The sequence below is a fragment of the Uliginosibacterium gangwonense DSM 18521 genome, from assembly GCF_000373965.1.
GTDB lineage: Bacteria > Pseudomonadota > Gammaproteobacteria > Burkholderiales > Rhodocyclaceae > Uliginosibacterium > Uliginosibacterium gangwonense.
Genome location: NZ_KB892840.1, coordinates 95,184 through 111,405, shown reverse-complemented (window position 1 = coordinate 111,405; position 16,222 = coordinate 95,184). Strand labels below are relative to the sequence as shown.

Genomic DNA, 16,222 nt, shown 5'->3' with positions numbered 1-16,222 from the left:
AACTCCCACTTACGCTCATTCGAAACCTCATGCTGGATAATCTGACCAACCGACTCGCTAAACTCGTCAAGAACCTCAGGGGGCAAGCACGCCTGACGGAAGACAACATTGCCGACATGCTACGGGAAGTCCGTATGGCCCTGTTGGAAGCCGATGTGGCGTTGCCTGTCGTCAAAGACCTGGTTGCCCGTATCAAGGAACGTGCCGTGGGGCAGGAGGTCATCGGCTCGCTTACTCCCGGTCAAGCTTTGGTCGGTGTCGTCCAGCGCGAACTCACCGAGATTATGGGAGGAAGTCAGGCAGCCCTCAATTTTGCCACACAACCGCCCGCAATAATCCTGATGGCAGGCTTGCAAGGTGCCGGTAAAACCACAACCGTAGCCAAACTCGCTAAATGGCTCAAGGAAAAACACCGCAAAAAGGTGCTTACCGTCTCCTGTGACGTCTACCGCCCTGCGGCTATTGCCCAGTTGCAGACTGTCACCACTCAGGTAGGCGCCGAGTTTTTCCCCTCCCAAGCTGATCAGCTGCCTGTTGATATTGCACGGGCAGCCGTGGATTACGCCAAACGCCACTATTTTGATGTCTTGTTGGTGGATACGGCAGGCCGGATCACCGTCGATCAAGCCATGATGGAAGAAATCCGCCAGCTCCACGTGACCTTGAACCCCATTGAAACCCTGTTTGTCGTCGATGCCATGCAGGGGCAGGATGCCGTGAATACTGCCCGGGCGTTTCACGCAGCGCTACCGCTGACTGGGGTTGTGCTGACCAAGCTGGATGGCGATTCACGTGGTGGCGCGGCCTTGTCCGTGCGTCACGTAACAGGTGCCCCCATCAAGTTTACCGGGGTCGGTGAAAAGCTTACCGGCCTGGATGAGTTCTACCCCGATCGGATGGCCAGCCGTATCCTGGGCATGGGCGACATCCTCTCTTTGGTTGAAGAGGCCCGCTCTGCCGTGGATGAGCAGGCCGCGCTTGATCTGGCTGAAAAGCTCAAGAAGGGCAAAAACTTTGATCTGAATGACTTTAAAGAGCAGATCGCCCAGATGCGCAAAATGGGTGGCATCTCCAAGTTGATGGACAAAATGCCAGCCCAGTTTGCCCAGGCCGCCTCCCAACTGCAAGGCGGAGCGGAGGAAAAGGCGATTGGCCGTGTGGAAGGGATCATCAATTCCATGACCCCCGCTGAGCGCGCGCGCCCAGAGCTTATCAAAGCCAGCCGCAAGCGTCGCATTGCTACAGGAGCAGGGGTGCAGGTGCAAGAAGTCAATCGCCTGCTCAACCAGTTTGAGCAGATGCAGAAGATGATGAAGCAGTTCTCCAAGGGCGGCCTGGGTAAGCTCATGCGTGGCTTGGGCGGAATGAAAGGCATGATGCCTCGCTTCTGATATTCACATTTCGACTGGTGGGGGATACACCTGCTGCTAGGTTTTGTATTGACAAAGGGCGCTTGGGGCGCCCTTTTTTTATCTTCGATTTCTGGTAATGAATTTGGAGGATGAACGGCAGGATATACGGCAAGGGTGACTATATACTTTCAATGATCAATGCATTTTGTTGATTTGATTTCGTTTTTTTATGCCAATATATACTACTAAAGTTATATGTTTTATTGGCCGTTCGTCGGTTTTTTCCCGCCGTTCGGTGTCTTGATATCGTTTTCTATTGCGGGAAACCCCCGCCTGCGGCACTATCGCATCAAATAACTGTAATTGCACTCAGCATATCTTCATTGATAGAGATGCTGGAGGAAAAAATGTCAAAAAACTACGCCCGAAGCAATGCGAGGGGGCGGATTCGAGGCAGAGGCTTTACCGCAATCGAACTATTGGTGACGCTTTCGGTGTCAGCAATCCTGTTGGCGATTGCTGTGGTCAACTTCTCTGATCGTGTTCAACAAGCCAAGTCAGAAGGGGCTTCGGATGGCTTTTTGCGTGCCGCCGCCAGTGCGCGTGCCTTGGCCTCGCAGACTGGCAGCCGTACTGTGCTCCTGGTTCAAACCAATACCAATACGCTTTCAGGCACTTCGGTAACCGGCAGTTGTGGCGATGCTGCATGGGCCGTTGTGCGTTGGGACACCAATACCTCAACCGGCGTGGCACAGCCCAAGGCTGTGACTTGTCTGAGCAAGACAGATTTCACCGCCCGTTACGGCAACGCTGTTCTCAATGTTGACGCCTGCGCAGCGTCAAGCGAATTGCCGGGCATGTGTTCGGTGTCCTACCTGCCTTCCGGCATTGGCGCAAATACCAATACGGTGACGTTGAGCTTCATTGCAGGCGCTAATACTGGAAGCGCTAAAACGGTGCAGGTGCAGATCCAGCCTGGAGGAAAAGCCAGTGTCAAAACATCTTGAGTCACAACAGGGCTCATCCCTGATTGAGGTGCTGATCGCTGTGCTGGTTCTCTCGATTGGCATGGTAGGTGCGCTCAAGCTGCAATCCGAGGCTGTGCGCCAAAATGCCGATTCACGTTACACCTTGCTGGCGGGTGCCTATGCACAAACTGCACTGGACGGTCTGTCGTTCAATTATTCTGGGAAAAATTGGCAGACAGGTAGCCTGGAATCCTGGAAGACAGATATTAAACGGGATTTGCCGCAGGGCACCGGCAGCGTAGCTTGTGCGGCAAATGTCTGTACCGTCACCATCACCTGGACGCCTCCAGGCAAATCAACTCCGGAAAAAGCTGAATATGCAGTACGTACCAGCTAAGTATTCTCAAGGCTTTACCCTCGTTGAACTGATGATCGCCATGGTGCTGGGGTTGATCGTCGTCGGCGGGTCTGTAGCCTTGTTCGTCTCACAGCGCGTCACCAACCGCCAATCCACCGAAATGGTCGGTATCCAGGCAGAGGGGCGCATAGCCATGGATTCCTTGGCGCGTGATGTGCGTGCCGCAGGTGATTTTGGCTGCTGGCCAGTGGGCACTTATACCCAGGTCATCAATGACGGTAACCGCTTCTATCCCGACAACGGTGGTATTGTCGGCTTTGCACGTGGCACGGTCTCAACCGCCAAGCTCAAAGGTAAGGACGGGCAGGCGACTGTCACCATGCCAGCGGCAGATATCATTGCCACTTACACGCTTGATTCACAATCGGATGTCGTGGCCATCCGTGGCATCAATGGCATGCTGACCGAGCTTGATTCGGCCATGACAGATGGCACTACTGCACTCAAGCTTGTCACCCCTGCAGCAGGGCAGGATGTCAAGATCGGTGATGCGCTTCTCATTACCGATTGCAAGGCTTCTTCAATCTTTGAGGCAACAAGTAACTCTACTACCTCTGTTACGCATACCGCAGGTACCACTACTGGGATTGGCACGGGCAACAAACAGGAAGGGCTGGGGTCGATCTACAAGACGGGCGCTATCGTCGGTCGCCTGGATGTTGTCTGGTGGTTTGTGGCTACCATCAATAACATCAAGGGTCTGTATCGTCTCAGCGCACGCGACGCTATTCTTGGCAACGCAAAACCTCAACTGGTCTCAGATCAGGTGGCTACCCTGCATTTGAACTATGCCTATGAACTGGCTGCGGAACCCACCACGGGCAGCTCGCTTGCCACAGGTGAAGTCAAAACGGTAACGGCTGACCAACTGATTGCCAACGTCAACGCTGGCGGGTTGGGTGGGTGGTTCTCGGTACGTGGCGTCACTATCAATATGCTCATTCGTTCCAGCAAGCCGGGGAATACCGTAGCCGTCCCTTACACCTTTGATAGTGATGTGCAGACCATGCCGACTGATCGCTATGTGTACCTGCCCATGAAAATGTCTGTAGGGATTCGAAACCTATGAAAACACTTCACTACAGGTCTGCACAGCAAGGTGCCGCACTAGTGGTGTCTCTGGTTCTGCTCGTCATGGTGTCTTTGATTGCCGCCGCAGGTTACATCGCAACGACTGGGGAAGCGCGCAGTGCTGCCGGGTGGAGCGATCGCCAACGTGCATTGTATCTGGCGGAATCTGCTATGCAGGTGGCATTGTCTGAGGCGACCGTTCTGGCGCGGAAAACCAATGTCAAACAGGCTGTGTTGAGCAAAGGCAAAGGTTTTTATGTTCGCGGTGAAACCGCATTTGCCGTGCTGCCGTGGAATGAATACACCTTCAACTCCAAATCGGTGGAATTGACGGATCTGGCCAATATGACCGGGACCAGCGGGCGCTATGTCGTGGTGTATGAAGGCATGGCCTCCACGAGCGCCAGCGGTGGGGTGGTCTCCAGTAATGGCAGTAAATCCACCAGCAGCCAGCATGCGCGATTCACCATTTATGCCAAGGCCGGCGGTCAGCGTGACGGCACCTTGGTTGTGCTATCCACCGCACAAGAACTGTATTGAGAAATAGGGAGGCACAACATGAGAACTCCGAATTTTACCAAGCAGGCATTGGCCTTAGGGCTCGCCCTGTGTTTCACAGCCGCCGGTGTTGCGATTGCAGCTGAGTGTACGGTAGGTACAGACGGAAGCACACTGCCTGGTGTCTTCACCGTTATGAAAAACGGGACAATCAGTTTTGTGAATTCTGCTGAACATGATACGTGTAATGCACAGATATTTAATTCCAACTTAATAGGAACTGATTCCACCCATTTGGTGATGGGGGGGAATGCCTGTCAGGCTACGATGCCTGCCAAGGATTCGCTCGGCAACACTTCTGTTGATGCCAATGGGAATATCGTAACAGAGACGGTGGATGCCAAGGCCAGCACCGCAACAGGTAGCAAGCGTACGCTTGATACATACGTTTCAAGTTCGTCAAGTACCAATGTTGATAGTGGCTCTTCATTGATGAAGAATATGGGGAGTGGAGTCTACTCCCTGCCTGCAGGTGAGTACGGCACGGTATATGTGCCGAATGACTCGATGCTGATTTTTACCGGGGCGGTAAAAATCAAGTATTTGTCATTTGGCGCTTGTAATAGTAATGCTTCGACAAAAAGAGGCGTTACGTTTGCAGATAGTTCTGTAAACTATATCGACTATGTTGGCCATGCGGCTAGCTGTGATATAGATGTAGCCACGGGCTCAGGTACTGCGGTTCTCAATATTCTGGGGGTGAGTCCTAACAGTTGGGATAGTTCAGGTTTTTCACTTTCATCTAATTCATGCCTCAACATGTCGGCGACTGGTTGCCAGAAGATGCTGGGTGGCGACTACAGCACATGGCGTGCAAACAGTGGCAAAAGCCGTTCGATCTATAACGAGCAGTATACGGTGATGAACGCCGAGCACCCGGAACGGCTACAGATCAATCTCTACAAAGGTAATTTTTACACCCAAGGCGCCATGGCGATGGCGGCAGGGATTTATGTAGATAATGGCGATTTCAAGCCAGCCAGTGCGACGCCAGCGACTATTATTGGTGAGGTTTTGGCCACTAATATTTATACGCAGAACAACGCTCAGAACTTCTATTTCTACAAAGCATCTCAGATGGAGGGGAATAAGACCACCGTCAAGGCTGGTTACGTCTATAGTTCCTACTCTCTGGCGATGACGGCGGTGACGCCGACCATGCACGTGGATAACTGTCAGGCGACAGTTTCCTCGAATGTCATACAGACAACCGATGGTTACGCCTATGTTGCCACGCAACGCGATGGTACAACCGCATCGGATGGCACGCAGACTGCAGGGATTTCGGGCGATTTGGTGGCTTACCACATCATGTCCAACGGTACTTACGGTACGCAGGCGTGGAGCGCTGCAACGCAATTGGTGGCCATGAAGAGCGGGAAGGTTACTGTCAATGGCGAATCCCGAGGTGATACGTGGCGCAGGGCGCATATGTATACGAATGACAACACCACGAATATTACGACCATTGCAGGCAGTACTTGGGCTAAGCCGTATGTTGAACGCATTCTGAACCCTTCGGTAGAGGAATTGGGCAGTCGGGCAAGTGATTCTGTGTTTGGTCGCCCTTGGCGCACGGCCCCCGTTATTTTTGGCAAATCAATAATTTTCGTAAGTGAAGATGGTTTCCTGTATTCCATCGATAGAGAAACAGGCGGTTTCAATTGGGGCTGGATGCCTTACGATATTGGACAGAAAATTCAACCGATTTCCACTACCGCTACCGCAGCGGCTAAGAAGGCTGCTGCAGATGCCATCATGAATGCGCATCCTTGGGGGCAGATCAGTACAGTTGAAATTGATGGTAAGTATTACATTACCGGTTCTGCACTAGGAGGTGCTTTGCACTTCTCAATCCAAACGAACGCAGATGGTGATGCTTTGGCAACCTCTAGTGGCATTGCTTTTTACGATTATCGCTCCGGGAAGAATTCCCCGGGAGGTGCCTATGCAGATATTGCAGCCGGGGTGCCCACTACAGGTTGGCCTTTTGGCGGGGCTGCGCCCACTGAGGCTGTTAGCCAGGACAACGCGGGGAAGGTCGCGTACGTAGTCGATCACAAACTGGTTGTTCGCAATGCCGACGGTAGTGGGACGATTTCGGAGCATTCTCTGGATACAGTGTTGGGAACGAGTGACAAGGAGAGTTCCAACCTGATCTACTGGAGTGACAGCAGCATCATGGTTGGCAGCACTGGCCGGAAGCTCTACGAGATGACTGCCGATGGCGAAAAGCTGACTGGCCTTGACGATATTGATTTGAAGTTACCCAGCGGCGAGCCTGTATTTGGTCTGAATGGTTCTTTCATTAGCAGCGGAACTGCAAACGCAAAAATCGTGGAGGCACAGACCAAGAGTCAGGTAACGGCTGTGAAGTATGATGGGGTGAGTGGCAATCCGTCTTGGTCATACCTTTGGTATGCCAGGGCAGGTGGATCAGACAGTTCGGATGCGAATGTGACTGTGCCTTCGATTCCAACAGGTGCTTCGATCACAGCCTTGCCTGCCATCCTGCCACCAACCAAGTCGTATATGGAAACGACCCTGATTCCTTATACCAAGGAAGAAACCTTGAATGTAAAGTGTATTGCGGATAGCGATGCTACGACGACGGGTGCATATTCATTCGGTCCGCTGTTGTTGGCAACGGGTAAGTCTGCTTTGGATGGATCCATGATGGGGTCTAGCAGTCGTTCTTCCTTGTCTATTCGTACAGGGGATGGTGAAGCGACGGGGATTTCGGTCGTAACCTATGTGGTGGAAGGTTCGTGTGGTGTAACTGGAACGTATATTGCCGGTCAGGCTGCAGCATCAGGTTGGCCCAAGACCTTCTATAACTATGGTTCCTCTGCGGGTTCAACAAATGCCAGCAAGCCTTCCGGGAATGAAACTCACTTTGAGGCGACAGGTACTGCCAAGACCCGCCTGAACTGGCGCGAGCTGACCAACTTCTTCTGATTGATATGCATGGGTAATGGATGGGCGGGGGCGGTTTGCTTCCCGCCCATTTTCTTGGTTTGTGTGAGGCGGGTTAAGGAAAGGCGTGTGATGAGCAAGCGTGAAAACGGTTTTACCTTGATTGAGTTGTTGATTGTGATGGCGGTGATTGCGATTTTGGCGGCCATTGCTTATCCAAGCTACCGGGACTCCGTGCGCAAGACGCAGGAGTCTCACCAGAAGGAGGGGGCGATGCAGGCGGCTACGGCGCTGGAGCGGATGAGCGCCAGTTTCAATGCCTATCCTGGGGTGGCAACCTCCAAGACCAACAGCATCAAAGACCCGAATGGCAGTGATTATGCATTGCCGTATCAAGGGCAGATGGTGTATTCCTACTCACCTGAAACCACTTTTGCTTCAGGTACGAATACGCTAGCGCGCAACTATAGTTTGGCGGTTGAAGAGACGACTGCGCGTTTCGGGATCAAGACCTGGATCAATTCAGCGGGAACGCGCTGCTTCTGCTCGGAAGGTGGAGGCCATGCCTGCGGTGGTGGGAACTTTACGGCAACAACGACCAGTTGTAGCGGGATTGGTACGGCATTTTGATGGAGTGCCAGCCCAATAAAAAAACCGGCAGAGGCCGGTTTTTTTATTGAACCTGAAGTGGTGTCAGCGTGAATGCAGTACTTCGCCGGCAGCTGCTTTTTCAAGCACAGGCACGATGATGGGGTCGTCGGTCAGCACTTCTTCACCGCTGGCAAGCAGGCGAGCATAGGCGCCGTTGGCGGCAAGCAGTTCGTCATGCGTGCCGATTTCCACGATGCGCCCGCGCTCCATCACGACAATGCGGTTGGCATCGCGGATGGTGGTCAGGCGGTGGGCGATTACCAGTACGGTGCGATTGCGGCGCAATTCGACCAGCGCTTCACGCACCACGCGTTCGGATTCGTTGTCCAAGGCTGATGTGGCTTCGTCGAGCAGCAGGATCGGGGCATCCTTGAGGAAGGCGCGTGCAATGGTCAGACGCTGGCGCTGTCCGCCGGAGAGCTGGTTGCCATTGTTGCCAATGCGCATGTCAAAACCGTCTTTCTCCTTCGTGATGAATTCAAGCGCATTGGCCTGCTCGGCTGCGCGCCGGATGGCCTGATCATCGGCGTCTTGTCGGCTGTAGGCGATGTTGTAGCGGATGGTGTCGTCGAACAAGGCCGCATGCTGGTTGACCAGGGCCATATGGCTTCTCAGGTTTGCCAGCTTGAGTTCATTGAGCGGCACGCCATCGAGAAGAATGTGCCCTTGCTGGACATCGAAGAAGCGGGCCAGCAAGGCCATCAAGGTTGTTTTGCCACTACCTGATGCGCCAACAAAGGCGACGGTTTCACCTGCCTTGATGTCCAGGGAGAAATCATTGATTGCAGGGCTTTCCTGTCTCGGGTAGTTGAAGGTGACGTGTTCAAAGCGAATGTCACCGCGAACCTGGGGCAGGGTGCGTGTGCCTGTGTCGGTTTCCGTCTGCAGGTCAAGCAGTTCAAAAATGCTTTGTGCCCCTGCCAAGCCACGTTGAATGGTGGAGTTGATATTGGTGAGGCGGCGGATGGGTTCAAAAATCAATGCCATGGTGGTGATGAAGGCAAAAAACTCACCTGGCGTCAGCAGACCGCTCTGGCTCAGTTTTGAGGCCGCATACATGACAGGCACCATTGCGGCAAAGGCAAGCATCTGCACAAGCGGAACGTTGGCGGACGAGATGCGCACAACGCGCATGGTTTCTTGACGCAAGATGTGATTGATGCGGGCAAAGCGCTTGGCTTCGTGCGCCTGTGTGCCAAATATCTTGATTTCTCTCAGGCTGGAGATCTGCTCCTCTACCGCTGAGGTCATGGCTGTCATCTGTGCCTGCTGGGCACGGTTGGATTTGCGCATGCCGGTGCTGGCTTTGCGGATCACCCATGCGATAACGGGGCCGATGGCAAACATCAGCGCGGTGAGGTGCCAGGATTTCCAGAACAGGACAGCCAGGATTGCAGCGACTTGCATTGAATCCTGAATGACGACAATCCAGGCAGTGGAGAGCGCACTGCTGACCTGCGGAATATCGTAGGTAATGCGCGAGAGCATGCGGCCCGAAGTTTCTGCCTGATGAGTGCCAACAGGTAAATCCATCTGGTGGTCGAAGACCAGACGACGCAGGTCTTCCACCGCCTTGTTGGCTACCCACTGGCTGGAGACACTCCCCACGTAATCTGAAATGCTCTTGGCGCAGGCGATCAGCAAGATCATGAGGGGCACCTGCCACATTGCTGCGGGGTTTTTGCCAATCAGGCTTTGATCAACCAGCGGTTGCATCTGCTGCGCAAGCTGTGGAGTCAGTATGGCCGTGCAGGCCATTGCCAGCAGCGAAATCAGGGAGACACGCCAGTAAGGTTTGATATAGGCGAGCAGGCGTTTGTAGAGCTGGATGGAGTCTTTCATCGCATGGGTCTGGTGGGCGGGATCGTTGATCCTCAAAGTGTGGGCATTGTACCAGTCGGGTATGTAGTGACCTATTTGCTAGCTTAAGAAGTGCCTGCCGGTCGGTTTTATCCCCTGTGTCCCTGCTTGGTGAAGTGTGCGCAGTTCGTCGATGGACAACTGGCAATCCCGGCGCTGGCTCAGACGGGCCATGGCAAAGTCAATAAAGCGACCAATCCGCCGTGGCATGTTGCTGCGCGGAGGGTAATAAATGTGTAGCCCCATGCGTGGGCTGACGTGTTCGCACAGCAGGGGCACCAGGCGCCCCTCTCGTAGCACCGGGGCGGCGCTGACTGAGTCCAGCAGGCCGATGGCGATGCCTTCCAGTACGGCGCAGAATTCTGTCTCGCCGTCATTGGTACAGAAAATGGCTGGAATGTCCCGATACACAATTTCGCCATCCATCAAAAACTCCCATGGGAAAAGGCGCCCCGTGTCCGGGTGGCGAAAACCGGTGCAGCGGTGCTGCCACAACTGATCGGGCGTGGTGGGCCACCCGGACCGCTGCAGGTAGGCTGGGGCAGCACAGGTGATGAGTTGAAGGGGGAAGAGCTGGCGGCTGACCAGTTGCCCCTCTGGCGCTGTGCCAGCACGGAAGCCGACGTCCACGCGGGAGGCGACCAGATCGGTGAAGCGTTCTTCGAACAGGAGTTCGACTTCGATACCCGGGTGGGTATCCTGGTACTCTGCAATCAGGGGGACGAGTAGCCTGCGTCCGAGGGCAGGGGGGGCGGTGATGCGGATGGTGCCTTCGTCGTCGGTGGCAACCTGCTGGATGCGCCCCAAGGCACCTGTCAGCTCACCCAGGTGCAGGCGGGTGGTCTCGTACAGGCGCTCTCCTTCATCGGTCAGGCTGTTTTTGTGTGTGGTCCGGTGAAACAGTCTCACCCCCAGGTGCTGTTCAAGCTGGCGGATGCTTTTGCTGACGGCCTGGGGGCTGATGCCCTGTGCGGTGGCCACTTGGTGGAAACTGCCAAGTTCAGCGGCTTCCACGAAAGCCTTGAGGGCGCGGAAGATATCGATACGAGTGTTGACGGTATTAGGCATAACAACCAATGGTTGATTCAAAAGTCCCTTTCAGACTCTAGCATTGGTTGCGAGCAGTCACTAGACTCAGCCTTTCAAATTTATAACGACTCATGGAGCCAACATGGATAACTTCATTTTCCAAAACCCAACCCGAGTGATCTTTGGCAAGGGGCAGATTGCAGCACTGAAAGATGAACTGCCAGCCAATGCACGGGTAATGGTGACCTACGGTGGCGGCAGCATCATGCGCAATGGCGTGATGGAGCAGGTGCGCAAGGCGCTGGCCGGGCGTAGCGTCGTGGAGTTTGGTGGTATCGAACCCAATCCGGCTTATGAAACGCTGATGGAAGCGGTCAAGCTGGCAAAGGCTGAGAAGATTGACTACCTGCTGGCGGTGGGCGGTGGTTCCGTGGTCGATGGCACCAAGTTCATTGCTGCCGCGCTGAAGTTCGAAGGGGCTGATCCGTGGGATATCCTGGCCAAGCATGCTCCGGTCAAGGCTGCAGTACCGCTGGCCTGTGTGCTGACTTTGCCTGCCACGGGCACCGAGATGAATGGCAACTCCGTGGTCAGCCGCAAGGCCACGGGCGACAAGCTGGCGTTCCACTCCACGCTGGTGCTGCCGCAATTCTCGATTCTGGACCCCGAAACCACCTACAGCCTGCCGGTACGTCAGGTTGCGAATGGCGTGGTGGATGCTTTCGTCCATACCACCGAACAATATCTGACCTACCCGGTGGATGCCCGGATTCAGGATCGCTTTGCCGAAGGCATCTTGCAGACGCTGATCGAAGAGGGTCCGCGTGCCCTGGCCGAGCCGCAAAACTACGCAGTGCGTGCCAACGTGATGTGGGCTGCCACCCAGGCGCTCAATGGGCTGATTGGAACAGGGGTGCCGCAGGACTGGGCAACCCACATGATTGGTCACGAGCTGACGGCCATGCATGGCCTGGATCACGCGCAGACTCTGGCAATCGTATTGCCGGCCTTGCTGGAAGAGCAGCGCCAGGGCAAGCGTGAAAAGCTGCTGCAATTTGCCAGCCGGGTTTGGGGGCTGAACTCGGGCGATGAAGAGTCCCGCATCACTGCCGCAATCCAGGCAACGCGCGATTTCTTTGAACGCATGGGTGTGCCGACTCGGCTTTCTGGCCACAAGCTCAATGGTTCTTCCATCCCCGCTGTGGTCGCCAAGTTGCGCGAACATGGGATGATTGCCTTGGGCGAACGCCAGGCCATTACCCCGGAAGTCAGCCAGCGTATCCTGGAACGGGCGCGTTAATAATTGACTGCTCTCGCCCCGTCGAAGTGCGGGGCAATACAGATAGCCGTGCATGGCGTGCAGCCTGCACGGCTATTTTTATACAGGCGTTCAGGGCCTGATATTTGAATCATAGATTCGGGTGGAATATAGTGAAATACAGTGCGATCTGCATCGGATAGCGTGATTTTGACCATCCCCTGATAGACTGGCAAACCTTTGCCCATTGCTCAACCCTGTCCGTGACGAATACGACCTCTACCACTTCCTTTGCCAGTTTGCCGCTTTCCGCACCTCTCCTGGCTAATCTTGAGAGCCTGGGCTACCTCCAGATGACGCCGATCCAGGCTGCCAGCCTGCCCGTGATTCTGGGCGGGCAAGACTTGATCGCACAGGCCAAGACCGGGAGTGGCAAGACAGCGGCGTTTGGCCTGGGGATTCTGCACCGTCTGGTTGTCGAGAACTTCGCCATTCAGGCACTTGTGGTCTGCCCTACCCGGGAACTGGCTGATCAGGTCGCCAACGAGTTGCGCCGTCTGGCGCGTCAGTCCGAGAACGTCAAGGTACTCACTCTATGCGGGGGGACGCCGATTGGCCCGCAAGTGGCCTCGCTGGAGCATGGTGCACATATCGTGGTCGGCACACCGGGGCGGATTCGGGATCACCTCGGGCGCAACAGCATTGATCTGCGTGCTTTGCAGACGCTGGTGCTGGACGAGGCGGACCGCATGACTGACATGGGCTTCTACGACGAAATCGCCAATATCGTCACGGCTTGCCCAGTGGGGCGACAAACTCTGCTGTTTTCCGCCACCTACCCGGATGACATTCGTACCGCCACGGCAGCCTTCCTGCGCCAGCCTGCCGAGGTCAAGGTTGAGGCCCAACATGATGCAGGGCGCATTGAGCAGCGTTTTTACGAAATGCCTGCTGAGGCTCGTAACGCGGCTGTGGTCAAGTTGCTGCAACACTTCCGGCCTGCTTCTGCGCTGATATTTTGTAATACCAAGATTCACTGCCGTGAACTGGTGGCAGAGATCAACCGCAATGGCATGGATGCGTTGTCGCTGCATGGTGACCTGGAGCAGCGTGACCGGGACGAAATCCTCATCCAATTTGCCAACCGCAGTTGCCCGATTCTGGTCGCAACCGACGTGGCGGCGCGGGGGCTTGATATCCAATCGCTGGCAGCAGTCATCAATGCCGACGTATCGCGTGATACCGAAGTGCACGTTCACCGCATCGGGCGTACCGGGCGAGTCGACGAAAAAGGGCTGGCGCTCAACCTATGTGCTCCAGAAGAGCGCAAATGGGTCCGGCTGATCGAGGAATACCAAGGGCGCCCGGTGGCGTGGTATCCGCTCGAAGAACTTGCCCCTCACGCGGAAGGTGGCCCGAAGGCTGCGATGCGTACCCTGCTGATCCTGGGGGGCAAGCGTGACAAGCTGCGCCCCGGTGACCTGCTTGGCGCCTTGACCGGGGATATTGGGCTTGCCAAGGAGCAGGTTGGCAAGATCAATGTCTTTGACACCATTACCTATGTGGCGCTGGATCGGCAGATCGCCTCCCAGACCATGACACGTCTGGTGAATGCCAATATCAAGGGCAAACGCTTCAAAATGAAGTTTGTGTCGCGGGGCTGATGCCTGATTGGCATCAGGCTGAGCGGCACAGACCATACGCATCTTTTCAAGGAGGCTGTATTGGATCAGGACGAAATTCAGGCGCCCGGTTGGGATGCCATCGACAAGGCACTTGAGCCCATCTATCACGGTCAGGAGCCCAAGCACTACGGGACTGTGCTCAGTTACGCGCTGGGCGGAAGTGATCCGCTCCAAGGCATCAGTGCCTATAAACGCCTGGAACCTGTACCGCATTGGCATTTTGTGACGTATGGCTTTTCAGAACTCTATGAGAAAGAAACAGATAACCCCGAATATAGCGGATGGGGTTTTGAGTTGAGCTTTCGTTTGTTGGCCCAGGCCGACAGTGAAGAACCCCCTGCCTGGGTGCTGAACTTTTTGCAGAATCTTGCCCGCTATGTTTTTAACAGCGGCAACGTGTTCAACAACGGCGACTATCTGAATGCAAACGGCCCGATTGCGCTGGAGGAAGACACCCTGATTCATTCGGTCGTGTTTTCTTTTGACCCAGAACTGCCACCCATCGCAACTCCAAACGGGCGGGTGGAGTTTCTGCAAGTCACCGGCATCACCACCGATGAAGAATTGGCCATCAAGCAATGGAGAACGCTGGATGTGCTGGAGGTGTTCTGTGAATATTTGCCATTGCTGGTGACAGACCTGGGGCGGCACTCACTGCTGGAAAATGAGGAGATTCGCACACGCCTCAAGGCAGGCGCTGCCCGCGATGGTTCTAATACCGGCCACATTTTTGTCGACCAACTGTCTTGGGTGAAGGAGGGCGGTTTCGTCGTGACACTCGGGGCGAGGCAGGTGGGAGAGCTATTGGGGATACTGCCTAACCGTTTGGCATTTGGCCGCGAATTCAGCTTGATTGGAAAGGAGATTGAAGTCAATTTCTTTCCCGCAGACAGCAATACCAGCGAAATTGATGAGGATACCTTGCGCCTTGGGCTGACCCCAGAAACCGTAGCAGAGATTGGCCGCGTGCTGGAGCAGAAAGAAGGGCGCTATCCACTGAAGGGTTTTGATGGCTTGGTGTTTCAGGTTGCCAAAACATTCATCAAGGATGGAGAAGGCAAGGTCGTTGAGACGATAGGCTGATGCGTAGCTCGCCTTGGATGTGAAAACGCCCCAGCAAGTGGGGCGTTTGTCGTTTCAGGCGGGCAGGGGCCCGCCATTCAACAGATTACTTGTCGCTCAGTGCCACAACCCCGGGCAGTTCCTTGCCTTCCAGGAATTCGAGCGAAGCGCCGCCGCCGGTGGAGACGTGGGAGACCTTGTCTTCCAGGCCAGCCTTCTCAATTGCAGCTACGGAGTCACCACCACCCACAACGGTGGTCGCACCCTTGGCGGTAGCTTCAGCCAGCGCGTTGGCAACGGCGTAGGTGCCCACGGCGCTTTCCTTGATTTCAAACACGCCCATCGGGCCGTTCCACAGCACGGTCTTGGCACCGCGAACGATATCAGCGTATTGGGCTGCGGACTTGGAGCCGATGTCGACACCTTCTTGACCCGCCGGGATGGCGTCGCAAGAGTATTCAACCAGGCCGTCCAGGGTACGGGCATCAAAGTCCAGCTTCTTGGTGACCATGGTGTCAACCGGCAGCACCAGCTTGTCGCCAGCCTTGGCCATCAGTGCCTTGGCCAATTCGATCTTGTCGTTTTCGCAGATCGAGTTGCCGATTTCCTTGCCTTGTGCCTTCAGGAAGGTGAAGGCCATGCCGCCGCCGATCAGCAGCTTGTCGACCTTGGGCAGCAGAGCTTCGATCACGTCGATCTTGCCGGAGATCTTGGAGCCGCCGATGATGGCCACAAAGGGGCGCACCGGCTTGTTGACGGCTTCGCCCAGGAAGTCCAGTTCCTTCTTCAGCAGGTAGCCAGCAGCGCGCGGCAGGTTCACGCCAACCATGGAGGAGTGGGCGCGGTGGGCGGTGCCGAAAGCGTCGTTGATGAACACATCACCCAGGCGGGTGAGTGCTGCGCGGAATTCTTCCACCTTGGCCTTATCGGCCTTGACGGTGTTGCCTTCAGCATCCTTGGTCTTGCCTTCTTCTTCGAGGTAGAAGCGGACGTTTTCCAGTAGTACGACTTGGCCAGCGGTGAGCTTGGCACATTCGGCTTCCACGGTGGGGCCGACGCAGTCGTCCAGGAACTTCACCGGGCGGCCGAGCAGTTCTTCCAGGCGCTTGGCAACCGGTGCCAGGGTGTACTTCAGGTTCTTCTTGCCATCGGGGCGACCCAGGTGGGACATCAGCACCACGGAGGCGCCTTTTTCTAGTGCGTATTTGATGGTGGGCAGAGCTGCGCGGATGCGCTTGTCGCTTTCCACAACGCCGTTCTTGACGGGTACGTTGAAGTCCACGCGAATCAGCACGCGCTTGCCAGCCAGATCCAGATCTTCAATGAATAGCTTGGTCATATCAAATTTTCCGATAGGGAAGGGATTAGAAAAATAAAGATTCTACGTGAGACTC

13 protein-coding genes are annotated in these 16,222 nt (G+C 55.2%); 10 read left to right on the top strand and 3 right to left on the bottom strand.

Annotation, left to right across the window (positions count from 1 at the left end):
- The first annotated feature begins 29 nt into the window (after positions 1-29).
- From ffh to B145_RS29495, 7 genes are all read left to right on the top strand, one after another.
- The gene (gene ffh, locus B145_RS0109540) at positions 30-1,391 is read left to right on the top strand and encodes a signal recognition particle protein (RefSeq protein ID WP_018606918.1); all 1,362 of its coding nucleotides are present in this window, start codon (positions 30-32) and stop codon (positions 1,389-1,391) included.
- A 368-nt stretch (positions 1,392-1,759) separates the two neighbouring features.
- Positions 1,760-2,359: a pilus assembly FimT family protein gene (locus B145_RS27415; RefSeq protein ID WP_157288345.1), complete on the top strand. Its 600-nt coding sequence runs from the start codon at positions 1,760-1,762 to the stop codon at positions 2,357-2,359.
- The gene (locus tag B145_RS0109530; RefSeq protein WP_018606916.1) at positions 2,343-2,717 is read left to right on the top strand and encodes a type IV pilus modification PilV family protein; all 375 of its coding nucleotides are present in this window, start codon (positions 2,343-2,345) and stop codon (positions 2,715-2,717) included. The genes B145_RS27415 and B145_RS0109530 overlap by 17 nt, the downstream gene beginning before the upstream one ends.
- Positions 2,698-3,807, top strand: a complete 1,110-nt coding sequence (locus tag B145_RS0109525) for a PilW family protein (RefSeq protein WP_018606913.1) — start codon at positions 2,698-2,700, stop codon at positions 3,805-3,807. Before B145_RS0109530 ends, B145_RS0109525 begins: the two co-directional genes overlap by 20 nt.
- Complete coding sequence (locus B145_RS0109520) at positions 3,804-4,349, top strand: PilX N-terminal domain-containing pilus assembly protein (RefSeq protein WP_018606912.1); 546 nt, start codon at positions 3,804-3,806, stop codon at positions 4,347-4,349. Before B145_RS0109525 ends, B145_RS0109520 begins: the two co-directional genes overlap by 4 nt.
- Before the next feature lie 18 nt (positions 4,350-4,367).
- Positions 4,368-7,325 (top strand): hypothetical protein, encoded by a 2,958-nt coding sequence (locus B145_RS0109515; protein ID WP_157288344.1) that lies wholly within the window; start codon positions 4,368-4,370, stop codon positions 7,323-7,325.
- 90 nt (positions 7,326-7,415) lie between these two features.
- Complete coding sequence (locus tag B145_RS29495) at positions 7,416-7,913, top strand: type IV pilin protein (protein ID WP_018606910.1); 498 nt, start codon at positions 7,416-7,418, stop codon at positions 7,911-7,913.
- 63 nt (positions 7,914-7,976) lie between these two features.
- Here B145_RS29495 and msbA read toward each other — a convergent pair whose 3' ends face one another.
- A complete protein-coding gene (msbA, locus tag B145_RS0109505) occupies positions 7,977-9,776 on the bottom strand; it encodes a lipid A export permease/ATP-binding protein MsbA (protein WP_018606909.1) in 1,800 nt (599 codons plus the stop codon).
- A gap of 78 nt (positions 9,777-9,854) precedes the next feature.
- Positions 9,855-10,862, bottom strand: a complete 1,008-nt coding sequence (locus B145_RS0109500) for a LysR family transcriptional regulator (RefSeq protein ID WP_018606908.1) — start codon at positions 10,860-10,862, stop codon at positions 9,855-9,857.
- 103 nt (positions 10,863-10,965) lie between these two features.
- Here B145_RS0109500 and yqhD point away from each other — a divergent pair, with 103 nt between their 5' ends.
- The 3 genes from yqhD to B145_RS0109485 all read left to right on the top strand — a co-directional run bounded on the left by yqhD (position 10,966) and on the right by B145_RS0109485 (position 14,849).
- Positions 10,966-12,123 (top strand): alcohol dehydrogenase, encoded by a 1,158-nt coding sequence (gene yqhD, locus B145_RS0109495; RefSeq protein ID WP_018606907.1) that lies wholly within the window; start codon positions 10,966-10,968, stop codon positions 12,121-12,123.
- Between the two features lie 221 nt (positions 12,124-12,344).
- A complete protein-coding gene (gene dbpA, locus B145_RS0109490; RefSeq protein WP_026258995.1) occupies positions 12,345-13,745 on the top strand; it encodes an ATP-dependent RNA helicase DbpA in 1,401 nt (466 codons plus the stop codon).
- Between the two features lie 60 nt (positions 13,746-13,805).
- Entirely contained in the window at positions 13,806-14,849 is a 1,044-nt protein-coding gene (locus B145_RS0109485; protein WP_018606905.1) for a suppressor of fused domain protein, read from the top strand.
- Positions 14,850-14,934: 85 nt separating this feature from the next.
- Here the strand turns inward: B145_RS0109485 and B145_RS0109480 are convergent, their stop codons facing one another.
- Complete coding sequence (locus tag B145_RS0109480) at positions 14,935-16,167, bottom strand: phosphoglycerate kinase (RefSeq protein WP_018606904.1); 1,233 nt, start codon at positions 16,165-16,167, stop codon at positions 14,935-14,937.
- Positions 16,168-16,222: the final 55 nt, after the last annotated feature.

Coding starts and splice junctions, on each gene's coding strand:
- ffh (WP_018606918.1), top strand. CDS start 30: ATGCTGGATAATCTGACCAACCGACTCGCTAAACTCGTCAAGAACCTC.
- msbA (WP_018606909.1), bottom strand. CDS start 9,776: ATGAAAGACTCCATCCAGCTCTACAAACGCCTGCTCGCCTATATCAAA.
- B145_RS0109500 (WP_018606908.1), bottom strand. CDS start 10,862: ATGCCTAATACCGTCAACACTCGTATCGATATCTTCCGCGCCCTCAAG.
- B145_RS27415 (WP_157288345.1), top strand. CDS start 1,760: ATGTCAAAAAACTACGCCCGAAGCAATGCGAGGGGGCGGATTCGAGGC.
- B145_RS0109480 (WP_018606904.1), bottom strand. CDS start 16,167: ATGACCAAGCTATTCATTGAAGATCTGGATCTGGCTGGCAAGCGCGTG.
- yqhD (WP_018606907.1), top strand. CDS start 10,966: ATGGATAACTTCATTTTCCAAAACCCAACCCGAGTGATCTTTGGCAAG.
- B145_RS29495 (WP_018606910.1), top strand. CDS start 7,416: ATGAGCAAGCGTGAAAACGGTTTTACCTTGATTGAGTTGTTGATTGTG.
- B145_RS0109520 (WP_018606912.1), top strand. CDS start 3,804: ATGAAAACACTTCACTACAGGTCTGCACAGCAAGGTGCCGCACTAGTG.
- B145_RS0109525 (WP_018606913.1), top strand. CDS start 2,698: ATGCAGTACGTACCAGCTAAGTATTCTCAAGGCTTTACCCTCGTTGAA.
- B145_RS0109515 (WP_157288344.1), top strand. CDS start 4,368: ATGAGAACTCCGAATTTTACCAAGCAGGCATTGGCCTTAGGGCTCGCC.